The following is a 12,935-nucleotide window of genomic DNA, read 5'->3' as shown; positions in this document are numbered from 1 at the left end:
TCGGAACTTTCTCCGCTCAGGGACTCCAACCCCAGCAGTAGCAAGTCCAACTGGGCTTTGATGGTACCGGTGGCTGTACTCAGGCCAGCGGGCCGACTGTCTAACTGAATGTGCTTGTGTTCCACCGTCACGCTGTCAATGGGAGCTTTGGGTTTTGACGAAACTCTATGATCTCTTGTCCGAGCCAAACCTGCAACCTACCCCCCCGCGCTTGCAGGAAAAAAAGACTTTCTGGCCTTTGCTCTGGGCAAGGGCTTGGCTAACGGGATCCGACAGGCAGGGACTTATGTCTTTGTCGATCTGGAGAATCCTGTTGGCCAGCCCTATCTGGATGCCGAGGTGATTGCGGCGCTGGAATCGATTGCCGAAACCTTGAAGCTCTTTGGCAGCTACCCTGTGCATGACCCCTGCAAACAAGGTGCCCTATCCCAAACAGCAGGATCCCTGTCCTCTGAGGGGAAAGCGCGTCCAACGTAGAATCGAAATGACCAAGGACTGCTGTCTTGAGCGCTCAGGCAGACCAGGATCACTTCACAGGGCTCGGTAGCTTTGCCAAGCTTGCCAAAAAATGTAGAGAGAAAGGATGGTCAGAAAGCCCCGAAACAGCAGTCCGACGGTTTCATCGGGCAATTTGGGCAGGGTGCGTGTGCTGATCTGTACACCGATTAACCCCCCTGTCCCCAAGATCAAACCAGGGATCCAGAGCACATTTTGGTGGATAGTGCCGTCCCCCAACCCCAGGCCATTCCAGATCCAATCGCTGAGGCCCGCATGGCTGGCGGTGGCAGCAACTGCTGTGATTACAATGGCCCCCAGACTGGTCTGAATCGCCACTTTGATCGTCTCTTTCAGCAGCAGGATCTGCATTGGCACCAGGATCACCCCACCGCCGATGCCAAACAGCCCGGCCAACAAACCGGCAGCGCCACCGGTCAGGGCGCGGGCTAACCAGGGAGACATCTGTCCTGAGGACTTCGCACCACTGTCGCGAACAGCAGCAGGCGGGAACTCTGTCTCCAGGGCTTGGGTGGCCACCTTTTTGCGCAGCTCCACCAGATAAGTGTTGGCCAGCAGCAACACCCCGAAGGCTGTCAACAGCAGGTAGCTGGGAAGGCGACTGGCGATGATCGCCCCCACTTGGGCCGTAAGCAATGCGGGGATCCCCAGCAGGATCACCCGTTTCAGATCCAGCATGCCCATCCGCCAGTTTTGGATGCTGCCTGCAATCGAGGTCATAACGATGGAAAGGTTGCTGGTGGCTGCAGCTTGAACCGGTGGTATCCCCAAGCTGACCTGTAAGGGCACCAGGATCGTTCCACCGCCAATGCCCAGAACCCCGGCTAGGATCCCTGCCACCAAGCCCCCAACTGCCAAGGCCAGACCCTTTTCTTCCATTGCTTCTCGGCCCTGCTCATCAACAAAACAAGCAAAATGTCTGCTATGGTAGCATTCTCCGTCCTCGGCAAGACCATCAGGGAAGGGATCCCTTGGGGCGGGGTTGAAAAGAGGCGCATCATACAAATGTTGGACAGTCGTACTGATCTGGTGCGGATCGCGCTAGCGCGCCAACTTCTCCACAAGCAGGGAAGCCTTCATGGTTGCCATTCATCCGGCAAATGATCTAGGTGCTCTGAAAAATCCGGGTTCTACGGCAGAAGGATCCCAGCCCGCTTGGTGGCCTCAATCTGGGCAGCAACAGGGAACTGTGGCCCCTTTGCAACCGTTGGGGCTGGTCGCTTTGGAAGGTTTGGCCACCTGGGGAGATTGCCTACTCGGCTTGGATCGGGTGAGGGGCTATTTGGTGGAGATCCAAGAGCACAACACCCTGCTGCTCAATCCCCATCATGTCCATTCTTTCCAAGGCGCTTACGGTTTGTGGGTAGAGTCAGAAGGGGATCAAGCGTGGATTTGGCTCAGTCGGGAGCAAGAGGGGCAAATCTTGCGCATTCCCATGTCCGCTCTGCAGCAACCGGGATCCCTGGAAGCCTTTCAAGTGTGTAGCTGCCCCTGCCCCATCGAAGGGATCGCCCTCTGGATCGATCCCCACACGGGAAACCGCTACCTCTATGCCACCTGCTACAAACGGGGAAAAATCCTGCAACTGGATCCCAGCCGTGGCCTTATTGTGCAGGAGATGCCCGCCCCTGGGGTTGGCCGAGAACACATTGCGGTGCAGGGAGACTACCTCTGGGTGAGTGATCGGGTGGAAGAGACGATCTATGTGCTGGAGCGCCAGACCGGGCGAGAATTGGCCCGCATCCTCACCCCTTCTCCTGGGCCGACAGGCTTGGCCTACTGGCGGGGGCAGCTCTGGGTAGCCTACGCCCACGAAGAAGCCTATATCCACGACAACCCCAACGCTCCGGATCCCTTGTCGGTGGCCCTGCGCGACAAAACCTGGGTGGCTCCCCTGCGCCTGCGGCCTTTGGATCCCCCTAGCTCCCCCGACCCCTCTGGCGGCAGTGGAACCGAGGCCGAGGATTCCCCCATTGCCTGTCCGGTAGTTTTTCAGCCCCAGTGTCTGGGGGAACGCGCCACCTACACCCTCTCCCACGGCTATCGGGTGGAGCTGACCTATGTGGAAGAAATTGCCCAAGAAGAGCCGCGCTTCCTGCCCGATTTGGTCTGGCGAATTGCCTTGCCCTGCAACAGCCTTCGCCAACGGGTGCGCAGCCTGCACTGGGTAGGTCTGCCGTTTGAAGTGGAAGAGCAATCTGGCCAACAGGTGGCGGTGTTTTCGCTGGGATCCCTGGGGGCCCATGAGGTGCGCTTGTTTGGCTGGCGGGCGGTGCTGGATCTCTACAGTATCAAGTACTGCATCGATCCGCTGGATGTAGAAGATGCCGTCGTGCCCCCAGACCTACGGGATCGCTACTTGGTGGACGATGACTACCTGGCCATGGACACCTCGATTGTTCGAGAGGCAGCGCGGCGGGCCGTCGGCAGCGAGACCAACTTGCTGCGCAAAATGCTCAATATCCGGGCCTATGTTTACGACAAGCTCTCCTACCGGGTCACCTCTCGCATCGATCCGCCGGATGAGGTTTTGCGGCGTGGCTCCGGTTCTTGTGGTGAATATGTGGGGGTGCTGTTGGCTTTGGCCCGCCTCAATGGGATCCCTTGCCGCACGGTGGGGCGCTACAAATGTCCTCCCCATCCAGAACTGAAAGGGATCCCGCTGTTTCCCCAGTACAACCACGTGTGGATTGAGTTTTATCTGCCCGGCTGGGGTTGGGTGCCGATGGAGTCGAACCCCGACGATCGGGGGGAGCGCCCCTATTCGCAGCGCTACTTCATGGGCTTGCCCTGGACCCATGCCGAGATCGCCAAAGGGATCCCTTTCGAGACGATCAACACCGACCAAGCCTCAATTGGGGAGCTGGCCATTAACCATGTGCAGTTTCGCATCTTAGAAGAAATTTGAAAGGCGAATAGAGTGAGAAAACGGGCCTGAGATTGGCCAACACTGCTCCGGGAGTGATTTTTGCCGAAGATGACGATGTGGCTCCTGATGTGGTGTGGGTGAGCCGGTCTCGACTGAGAACAGCGCTGGGGGCGGATAGCAAACTCCACAGTGCCCCAGAATCGGCGGTAGGAGTGCTGAGCCCTGGAGCTCGCAATATTGGCCAAGATAAGCAAACTAAGCTCAAGCTTTACAGTCGGCTTGGGCTACAGGAGTATTGAGTGGTGGACTGGCAACAGCAACAAGTGGAAGTCTACCGGCGCCAGCAAAGGCAGTTGGTGTTGATCAAAACTTGCTTGGGAAAGATGAATTGGACTCGAATTGGACTCGCCGTTGCTGCCGGGGCTTGCGTGCCCGATTTCACAGCTGTGGATGCCACCTCTTGCCTGAGTCTGGTGGGAGCCCCATTGCTCGCTCGAAAAGCTGCCACCCGAATCGGGAGCTGTCAATAGAGCTGCACTCCGCGGGCGCGAATGTCGCTTTTTCTTCCCCAGCCTGATGCTGGAATGGCTATGGGCCAACAACAGGGCTCTGCCCCCATCTGGGGCTTGCGTTAAAGACTAGGATAGGAGACTACGGCGGGGCTTGGCTTCGCTCCAGGCACATCCATCCAAAGCAATCCGCTCTACCTCCGAGGCCAGCCTCAATGCTTTCAGGGCCTGTTCCCCACCCACAGAAGGTTGGTTGCCCCCCCGCACGCAATTGATGAAGTGCTCCAGTTCGGCATGCAGCTTGTCGATATTGTCGGTGTGGACTTTCTCAATCAAACAATCCCGCTGGTAGGGCATTTGGCCGTAGTCGCTGGTGCTGCCGACGGATCCCTGGCGGTACACCGAGATCTCATTGTGTAGAAAATCTGCTTCTACCAAGGCATTCTTGCAGTGGACGGCAATTTTGCGCACCTTGCGGTGGGTGACCTTGCTGGCAGTGAGGGTGGCGATGGCACCGTTGGCAAAAGTGAGAGTAGCCGTGACGTAGTCCAGGTAGCCCAGCTTGGAGATGCGGTTGCCGCTGGCGGTAATCTGGGTCACGGGAGATGGGATCAGCTCCAGCAACAGATCGATGTCGTGGATCATCAAGTCGAATACCACCGACACATCGCTGGCGCGGTCGGAATAGGGGCTGAGACGGTGAGCCTCGAAAGCCAGAGGTTCTTCACTTTGCAAGACTTGGCCCAGCTTTTGGAAAACAGGGCTGAAGCGCTCGATGTGCCCCACCTGCAAAATACAATTGCAATCGGCAGCTCGGTTCACCAGCGATTCTGCTTCGCTGATGCTGGCAGCGATGGGCTTTTCGATCAGCACATGTACCCCGGCCTCCAGGCAGGCCATACCCACCTCATGGTGCAGAACCGTCGGCACCGCGATGGCCACGGCAGCTACGTGGGGCAGCAGATCGCGGTAGTCCTCATAAAAATGAACGCGGTGGCGGCTGGCCACATCCAATCCCCGTTCCACGTTGATATCCGCTACCCCCACGACCCGCACATCCTTCATCAGGCTGAAAACGCGGGTGTGGTGCTGGCCCATGTTGCCTACCCCGATCACCCCAACCGGGACAGCTTGCTCTGAATAAGCCAGTGGACGGCGGGGAGAGTTGGCAGAACTCGGGCAAGATCGGGCCATGACGTTTCCACTACCTCCACCACAAGGGTTTCGCGAACCTCGCTCCATCTTTCGGTAACGGAGCGCCGCATTTCACGAAACAAACTTCACAAAGCTTACCATGCCTCCCTTAGATCCAGTTCAAGCCGGGGATGGGCGGCAGGTGCAGCGGGGGCTGTTGGCAAGATTGGGGGCTGAAACAGAACAGCGGCACCGGGCTGGAGCGAAACCACATGCGGGCGTAAAATCCGCTTGGGCTGAGGGGCAGGCCAAGCCAAACGGGGAAAAAGAAGACAAAGGACGCCAAAACCAGGGCCACCGCCGTGATGCTCGCCCCACGCCAAAAGCGGCGATAGCTCTGCCAGCCCAGCAGCACCAACCAAGCCAGGGCTAGGGTGCTAAACGCCAGGGCGCTCATGTAGTGGTAGATAAAAACGCAGCGGCTGACCCTAAACCAAGGCAGGTAATTGGCCGCATAGCCAATCAAAATGAAGGCTTCGAGACCGTGAAAGTGGCGGATCCCTCGCCAGACGAGCACCAAGATGGATCCCGTCCCCAGCCACCACAGCCAAGGATTGCCCAAGCCATGAACAGCTTGCCAGAGGTTGCCCTGACTGCCGAAGTAGTAGGCCACGGGGCGGCCCAGAATTGGCCAGGACCAAGCTCCTGCCGAGGCCAAGGGCGTAGTCAGCCAAGGACGCAAAGCCGGGAACCAAGCCACCAGGGATCGCAAGCTGGTGGAGCAGTAGGGGTGAACAGGCGTCTCTTCGTCCACCACCAGGTGGGCCGCCATGTGTCCGCCGTAGATGGATTGGTTGATGAGCACCAGGGATCGGAAATAATTCTGGATGCCCGTCCAGCTCCAATCCAGAGTTAGTCCCTGTTGGGGATTCAGCTGCAGGTGCGGGATCCACTGAATGGCGTAAAAGGCCAGCGGAGCGAGGATGAAGCAAAACACATAGTGCCACCAGCGCAGATGACGAATCTGGATCAAAATGCCCAACCGTGGGATCCACTGCGGGCGCAGCCAGACTACCCCCCAGACGAGGATCCCCAACAGAGCAAACATGAAGGTAAACCAGAGGCCATTCCACTTCACCGCGGCTGCCGCCCCCAACAGGATCCCGGAGCAAGCAAAGTGAGCAGCCCGTCGCCAACCTTGGTCTTCTAGACCTCTCAGCAACAGAATGGTCGCTGCCAGCCCAAAGGCTACCAGATACACGTTGATCAGGCCAAAGCGGGATTCCACCAGAAACACCCCATCGGTCAGCAGCAAAACCCCGCTCAACAGAGCAAAGCCCACGTGGTAGGTGAGGCGGTAGGCTAAACCGGTCAGCAACAGAGGGATCAGGGATCCGCAAAAAGCAGTGGCGAAGCGGAATCCCCACTCGTTGCGGCCAAACACCTGAATGCTAAGGGCAATGAAGTACTTGCCCAAGGGGGGATGCACATCGTAAAAAGGCTTGCCATCCAGGTAGTTCTGGGCAAACTCCGGGAAGTACACCTCATCGAACACAGGTGCCGGGAACTCGTCCAGCCGCCACAGGCGCAACCCCAGACCCACCAGAAAGATCCCCAGCGCTCCCCATACCAGCCACTGTCGGGATCCCACAGCACTGTGCGGGGATCCGAGGATGGGCACAGCTAGCCGCAAGCTGCCCTGAGACCGCTCCGGCCCGGGGTCAATGGGGGTTGGCTCTCCAGTCATGGATAGGGCACTCTCAACACTCCGGCGAGGATCCCTAGGGATCCCCAGTGTTACTTTAGCCGACCGTGAAAGTCTAAGCGATTCCAAAGCAAACCACTGCTAGACTGTAGAATTGAATACAAAGTTGGCCAACTTCTGGCCAGTACCCTGTCTGCGCTGGCGCTCCTGAGAGCGGGCGTTTGACGTTCGGTCATCTCAGTGGGGAGGAGACACCGTGGCGACTGGTGGATATGCGTTGGTGGACAGCCTGCACCGGCATGGGGTGCAACACATCTTTGGCTATCCGGGGGGAGCCATCCTCCCCATCTACGACGAGCTGTACAAAGCCGAGTCTCAGGGGCTGCTCAAACATTACCTGGTACGCCACGAACAAGCGGCTGCCCACGCCGCCGACGGATATGCTCGCGCCACTGGCAAGGTGGGGGTGTGTTTTGCTACCTCTGGCCCAGGGGCGACCAACCTGGTGACGGGCATTGCCAACGCCATGATGGACTCTGTACCGATGGTGGTCATCACTGGGCAGGTACCTCGCCATCTGATTGGCACCGACGGCTTCCAGGAGACGGACATCTTTGGCATCACCCTGCCCATTGTGAAGCACTCCTACGTGGTACGGGATCCGCGCCAAATGTCTCGGATCGTGGCAGAGGCTTTTCACATTGCCAGGACAGGGCGGCCCGGGCCGGTGCTGATCGACATCCCCAAAGATGTGGGCCTAGAAGAGTTTGACTATCAACCTGTCAGCGAGATCAACATCCCCGGCTACAAGCCCACCGTGCGAGGCAACCCACGGCAAATCCATGCGGCGGCCAAGCTGATCCTGCAGGCCAAACGGCCCTTGCTGTATGTGGGAGGTGGGGCGATCATCTCCGGTGCCCACGCCGAAATTGCCGAGCTGGCCCACACCTATCGGATCCCGGTGACCACCACCCTCATGGGCAAAGGGGCTTTCGATGAGAACGATCCCCTGTCGGTGGGGATGCTGGGCATGCACGGCACGGCCTATGCCAACTTCGCCGTCACCGAGTGCGACCTGCTCATTGCGGTGGGAGCCCGCTTCGACGACCGCGTAACCGGCAAGCTAGATGAATTTGCCAAGCACGCCAAAGTCATTCACATCGACATCGACCCAGCCGAGGTGGGCAAAAACCGTGCGCCCGATGTGCCGATTGTAGGGGATGTGCGCACTGTTCTGGTGGAGATGCTGGCTCAACTGAGCAAAATGCCTTCTACTCCAGGCCTAACTCAGGCTTGGCTGGATCGGATCGAGCGCTGGAAGCGGGACTATCCCCTGCAGGTGCCCAGCTACGAAGGCGTGATTGCCCCTCAACAGGTGATCGATGCCTTTCGTCGTCATGCTCCCCACGCCTACTACACCACCGATGTTGGCCAGCATCAGATGTGGGCGGCGCAGTTTCTGCGCAACGGGCCGCGCCAATGGATCTCCAGTTCTGGGCTGGGCACCATGGGCTACGGGTTCCCCGCGGCGATGGGAGTCAAGGTAGCCCTGCCTCACGAAGAAGTCATCTGCATCAGTGGCGATGCCAGCTTCCAGATGAACATGCAAGAGCTGGGCACAGTGGCTCAGTACGGCATTGCCACCAAAGTGGCCATCATCAACAACGGCTGGCAGGGCATGGTGCGGCAGTGGCAGCAGGCCTTCCACGGCGAGCGCTACTCCCACTCGGATATGTCTCCCGGAATGCCGGATTTTGTCAAGCTAGCCGAGGCTTTTGGGGTAAAAGGGATCCGCGTCGATCACCCCGATCAACTGGAAGATGCCATCCAGGAGATCCTCAAGCACGAGGGGCCGGTAGTGGCCGACTTTGTGGTCAAGCGGGACGAAAACTGCTACCCGATGGTGCCTGCCGGCAAAGCTAACTATCAGATGATCGGGCTGCCGGAGAAGCGGCAACTGGAACAAGCCGCCGAGCTGATCTACTGCCCCAATTGCGGCACCAAAAACCCCACCCTGCACAAGTTTTGCGCCGAGTGCGGCACCAAGCTCTAGAACCGACGGCCTGACCATTCGGCTGGGGAAGGCGGGCCCCAGCAGCAGGGAGTCTTCGGGGATATCGGGGCTACTGAACAAGCCAGATTAAAACGCTCCCTGAGCGCTCTGCGAGGCCAACACGAGCGACTCCTGCCCCTTTCCCAAAAGGAGAGGAAGGTTGGGATCAGCGCAACGAACGGAGGATCCCTCCTGCCCTGGGGTAGTTCGATCCCCTCAAGGAGGGTAGCCGGAAACTTCTGCCTCTGGTGTCTCTGGCGGTCGGAAGCAGGCACCCTCCAGACCTGCCCAACCGGCTTAGAGGGGTCGGTAAACCCGGTAGTTGATATTGGGGAAGATGTTGTCCATGTATTCCACCTTGGCCAGCCACTGCTCCTCTTCAGGGGTGGCTTTTTCTCGCCGAAACTGACCCTCTTTGATCTTCTCGTAGAGGTGGTTGAAGCGCAGCAGATGGGACTTGGTGCGGCGCACTGCATAGGGAACCATCGTCCCTGTGCGCATGATAAAAGCCCAGTCAGACGATTGAGCCAGTAGCAATTCTCGCGCCGCCTGGTTCAAGGCCCGCCATTCTAGGTCATCGGCAGGCTCGCGACGGCTCAGCTCGATCATCCGCTCGGTGGCCTTGTGCAGGTGGGGGTAGATCCAGGCGTTGGTGGGGTTGAGCCAGTACTCGTGGAAGCCGCGCGCCCCCCAACTGGACTGGGCAGGTTTGCACACCTGCTGAGTGGGGTTCTCCCGCAGGTACTCCGCCAGGTGAGTCATGCGGTAGGTGTTTTGGTCGAAGTAGCTCTTGCGGATAAGAAAATCCAAAAACCAAGGGCCCTCGTACCACCAGTGGCCGAACAACTCCGCATCGTAGGGGGCCACCACCAGCGGCGGGCGGCCCATGACGCTGTACAAATATTCGATTTGCCGCTGGCGGTTGAACATAAAGTTGCCCGCATGCTCTGCCGCTTTCTCCCGCGCCCAATAGGGGTCGTAAAGCTGCTTTTGCCCCAGGTCCAGGTTGCGCCCGGTGATGCGGTGGTACTTGATGCCGGTGTTTTTCCGCTGGCCGTTGGGCATGATGTAAGGCTTGATGTACTCGTAGTCGGCCTCATACCCTAGGTCTTTGTAGAACTCGCGGTAAACTGGATCCCCTGGATAGCCCACCTCTGCCGACCACACCTGCTGCGAAGACTCGTGATCCCGCCCGAAAACGGCGACGCCGGTCTCGGTAAAAATAGGGGCGTACATGCCGTAACGAGGCCGGGGCTTGGCGTAGAGAAGACCATGGGCGTCGGTGATCATGTAGCGCAGGCCGGCATCGGCAATCATCCGCTCCAGCCCTTGGTAGTAGGCGCATTCCGGCAGCCAGATCCCCCGCGGCCATTGGCCAAAGTGCTCGTTGTAGTGCTCACAAGCTACAATCAACTGCGCCCAGACTGCCTGCGGGTACATCTGCATCAAGGGCAGGTAGCCGTGGGTAGCCCCACAGGTGATGATCTCCAGGTTGCCGCTATCTTGAAACTGTCGAAAGGCCCGCACCAGATCCCGGTCATAGCGCTCCCAGAGATCCCGCACCATGGCAAATTGCTTGATGTAGTGCTCGGCCAGGTAGCGAATGTGGCCGTTGGTGGTGTTTTTGTCGTACTCCAGTTGGGCCAGTTCTTCTAACTTGGTCAAGTAGTGGTCGTAGCGCTCCTGCAGCAAGGGATCCCGCAGCATCGACACCAAGGGCGGCGTCAGGGACATGGTGAAGCGAAAGTCGATGCCATCTCGCTGTAGCCCCTCGAACATGTGCAGCAGCGGCACATAGGTCTCCGTGATGGCTTCGTAGAGCCATTCTTCCTCCAGCACAAAGTCTTGCTCAGGGTGGCGCACAAACGGCAGGTGCGCGTGGAGTACCAAGGCGAGATAACCCATGGCAGCCGGGGATCCTTACAGACAGGGAAAGATAACGGAGCAGACTTACCCTTCTCAGCAGCAAATCTGTAGAGAAGGTTAAGCCCAAGATTGCTACCTATCGTCCAGCATTTCATCCGCGGGGTCAAGAGCTGGGATCGCTGGGGATCGCTGTTGGGCTCAGCGGTGACGAATGAAGTCGTAGATCTCCAGATACTCCTTGCCAGGATAGTTCCAGGAGTAGTCGTAGCTCATGCCTTGAATCTGCAGTTGACGGAACTGGTCAGGAGCGGTGTACCAAAGGTCGATGGCCCGATCCAGAGCCGACTCCAAAGCAGCTGGATCTGTGTGATAAAAGACGTAGCCGTTGCGTTGCTCGGGCAATTTGTGGGGATCGTAGTCGCGGTCGAAGACGGTATCCACCAGGCCACCCACTCCTCTCACCACCGGAACTGTGCCATACTTCAAGCCAATCATCTGAGTGAGTCCACAGGGTTCGTAGTGGCTGGGCACTACGATGATGTCTGCCCCCGCATAGATAAGGTGGGAAAGTTCTTCGTTAAAGCCCAACTCAATGTGAACATCGGGGTTGTTGTTGAGGTAGCTTTTCTCGTGGGCAAACCAAGCGCCGATCCCTCGCTCCGTAGCGGATCCCAGCAGAACAAATTGGGCATTTTTGAACAGGGAGCGGTAGATGGCATGATGCACCAAATGCACGCCCTTTTGCTCGTCCAATCGCCCGATATAGGCCACGATAGGCTTGTCAACATCCTGCAGTAGCAGCCGTTCCCGCAGAGCTTTTTTGTTTTTAGCTTTATTTTCCAGCGTTTGAGCAGTGTAGCGCACGGGGATAAAGCGGTCGATCTCCGGGTTCCAAATGTCGTAATCGATGCCATTCAAAACGCCGCGAAACTTGTGCCGGTGCAAGTAGAGGGTATGGCCAAGTCCATAGCCGTAGTCGCCAAATTGCACCTCCAGCGCGTGATTGGGAGAGACCGTAGTGACAAAGTTGGAAAAAACAATTCCCCCCTTCATAAAGTTGAGAGAAAAGGGGTTGAAGTTATCGCGCAAACGGTCGTAGTGGAAGTAGTAGGGTTCGCGGTTGAGGCCGGTAGCCCAAAGAATCTCTGGGCCGCCAAAGCCTTGGTGTTTGAAGTTGTGAATGGTGTAGCACACCCGCTGGTTTCCCATGCCGTGGTACTTGTAGATCTCAAACAGCAGCACCGGTACCAACCCTGTCTGCCAGTCGTGGCAATGGATGATGTCGGGGCGCTTGTTGCTTTGTAGGAGAAACTCTAGAGCCGCCTTGCTGAAAAAAGCAAAACGCATGTTGTCATCCGGGCAGCCGTAATAACACCCGCGATTGAAGAAGTTATCGCCCGAGTGGGGCTCAATAAAAAAGCAAAGGCGGCCATGCACCCAGCCGCAGTACACCGAGCAGTGAATGGCTCCCCCGTACCAGGGCACCCAGAGATCGCGATAGGCGTCGTGCAAACCCCAGATCTGGTCGTAGCGCATCGTGTCGTACTTGGGCAAAACCAGCTCGACACAGTGCCCCCGCACCTCCAGCTCGCGGCTGAGGCCGTACACCACATCCCCCAGTCCCCCCGCCTTGATAACCGGGGCGCATTCAGACGCAATCTGCACGATGTACATTTCGAGACCTCCCGTAGCACCGCCTTAGCTTTCTTTACAAACGATAATCTTTTTGGCCTCGACAGAACATCCCTCCCAATGGCAAGGGATCCCCACAATTAGGGATCCTCACTTTAGATAACCTCTGGGCCGACCGGGTTCGAGCCCCAGCTGCGCCGTTTGCCGGGGAACCTGATCTACGGGAGCAGCCCTCTGGGCAATTATGGGCATTTCGATTCAAACTAGAAACGTTGAATGCACGGGGCCAGAAGGCTTTTCAAGGACTCCGTCCCGCTGGCGCGATCAGTAGCCCAGGCCTCTCACCCTAACCTGAAACGCGACTATGAACGGCTGATCCCGCTGGGGCGGTACCGTTCTTCGAGCCAAGTGCGCAGCTCATCTTCCGGGAAGGCGGCAGCCAAGGTGTCCGTTCTGGGATCGTGGGCATGCCAAAGAACATGGCCGGATGGATCCTGGCTTTACGGTAACTGCAGCCGGCTGCACCTCCCCTCGTCTCTTGCGAGCAGGCTTACTCTCTCCGGCTAGGGGTAGCCAGGGATCCTTCAAGGTCACGCGAACTCAATACCACTGCTGAGCGTAAAGGCGCTGCACCAAATAAAACACGAATAG

At 58.1% G+C, this 12,935-nt stretch carries 8 protein-coding genes and 1 pseudogene; 4 read left to right on the top strand and 5 right to left on the bottom strand.

Going from position 1 to position 12,935, the window contains the following annotated elements; translation table 11 throughout:
* Positions 1 to 255: 255 nt before the first annotated feature.
* Entirely contained in the window at positions 256 to 477 is a 222-nt protein-coding gene (locus NW849_RS11790; protein WP_414357796.1) for a hypothetical protein, read from the top strand.
* Positions 478 to 531: 54 nt separating this feature from the next.
* Here NW849_RS11790 and NW849_RS11785 read toward each other — a convergent pair whose 3' ends face one another.
* Complete coding sequence (locus NW849_RS11785; protein WP_414357795.1) at positions 532 to 1,395, bottom strand: sulfite exporter TauE/SafE family protein; 864 nt, start codon at positions 1,393 to 1,395, stop codon at positions 532 to 534.
* Positions 1,396 to 1,705: 310 nt separating this feature from the next.
* On the opposite strand from NW849_RS11785, the gene NW849_RS11780 reads away from it, so the two are divergent.
* Together NW849_RS11780 and NW849_RS11775 are read left to right on the top strand one after the other, a co-directional pair.
* Positions 1,706 to 3,424, top strand: coding sequence for a transglutaminase domain-containing protein (locus NW849_RS11780; protein WP_414357793.1), 1,719 nt, complete (start codon positions 1,706 to 1,708; stop codon positions 3,422 to 3,424).
* Positions 3,425 to 3,456: 32 nt separating this feature from the next.
* Entirely contained in the window at positions 3,457 to 3,684 is a 228-nt protein-coding gene (locus NW849_RS11775) for a Uma2 family endonuclease (RefSeq protein ID WP_414357792.1), read from the top strand.
* Between the two features lie 339 nt (positions 3,685 to 4,023).
* Here NW849_RS11775 and NW849_RS11770 read toward each other — a convergent pair whose 3' ends face one another.
* On the bottom strand, positions 4,024 to 5,088 hold the full coding sequence (locus tag NW849_RS11770; protein WP_011432295.1) for a Gfo/Idh/MocA family protein: 1,065 nt from the start codon (positions 5,086 to 5,088) through the stop codon (positions 4,024 to 4,026).
* A 109-nt stretch (positions 5,089 to 5,197) separates the two neighbouring features.
* Complete coding sequence (locus tag NW849_RS11765) at positions 5,198 to 6,775, bottom strand: phospholipid carrier-dependent glycosyltransferase (protein WP_414357791.1); 1,578 nt, start codon at positions 6,773 to 6,775, stop codon at positions 5,198 to 5,200.
* A gap of 211 nt (positions 6,776 to 6,986) precedes the next feature.
* Between NW849_RS11765 and ilvB the strand changes: the two are divergent.
* Positions 6,987 to 8,786, top strand: a pseudogene (ilvB, locus tag NW849_RS11760) (biosynthetic-type acetolactate synthase large subunit); the annotation flags it as partial.
* A 297-nt stretch (positions 8,787 to 9,083) separates the two neighbouring features.
* On the opposite strand, the gene NW849_RS11755 reads toward ilvB, so the two are convergent.
* Both NW849_RS11755 and glgA read right to left on the bottom strand, forming a co-directional pair.
* Entirely contained in the window at positions 9,084 to 10,691 is a 1,608-nt protein-coding gene (locus NW849_RS11755; RefSeq protein ID WP_414357790.1) for a glycoside hydrolase family 57 protein, read from the bottom strand.
* A 159-nt stretch (positions 10,692 to 10,850) separates the two neighbouring features.
* Positions 10,851 to 12,326: a glycogen synthase GlgA gene (glgA, locus tag NW849_RS11750; protein ID WP_414357789.1), complete on the bottom strand. Its 1,476-nt coding sequence runs from the start codon at positions 12,324 to 12,326 to the stop codon at positions 10,851 to 10,853.
* Positions 12,327 to 12,935 lie beyond the last annotated feature (609 nt).

Origin of the sequence: Synechococcus sp. R55.3, from assembly GCF_047461975.1 — a bacterium.
GTDB lineage: Bacteria > Cyanobacteriota > Cyanobacteriia > Thermostichales > Thermostichaceae > Thermostichus.
This window is presented reverse-complemented; position numbering and strand designations above follow the sequence as displayed.

Coding starts and splice junctions, on each gene's coding strand:
- glgA (WP_414357789.1), bottom strand. CDS start 12,326: ATGTACATCGTGCAGATTGCGTCTGAATGCGCCCCGGTTATCAAGGCG.
- NW849_RS11785 (WP_414357795.1), bottom strand. CDS start 1,395: ATGGAAGAAAAGGGTCTGGCCTTGGCAGTTGGGGGCTTGGTGGCAGGG.
- NW849_RS11755 (WP_414357790.1), bottom strand. CDS start 10,691: ATGGGTTATCTCGCCTTGGTACTCCACGCGCACCTGCCGTTTGTGCGC.
- NW849_RS11765 (WP_414357791.1), bottom strand. CDS start 6,775: ATGACTGGAGAGCCAACCCCCATTGACCCCGGGCCGGAGCGGTCTCAG.
- NW849_RS11770 (WP_011432295.1), bottom strand. CDS start 5,088: ATGGCCCGATCTTGCCCGAGTTCTGCCAACTCTCCCCGCCGTCCACTG.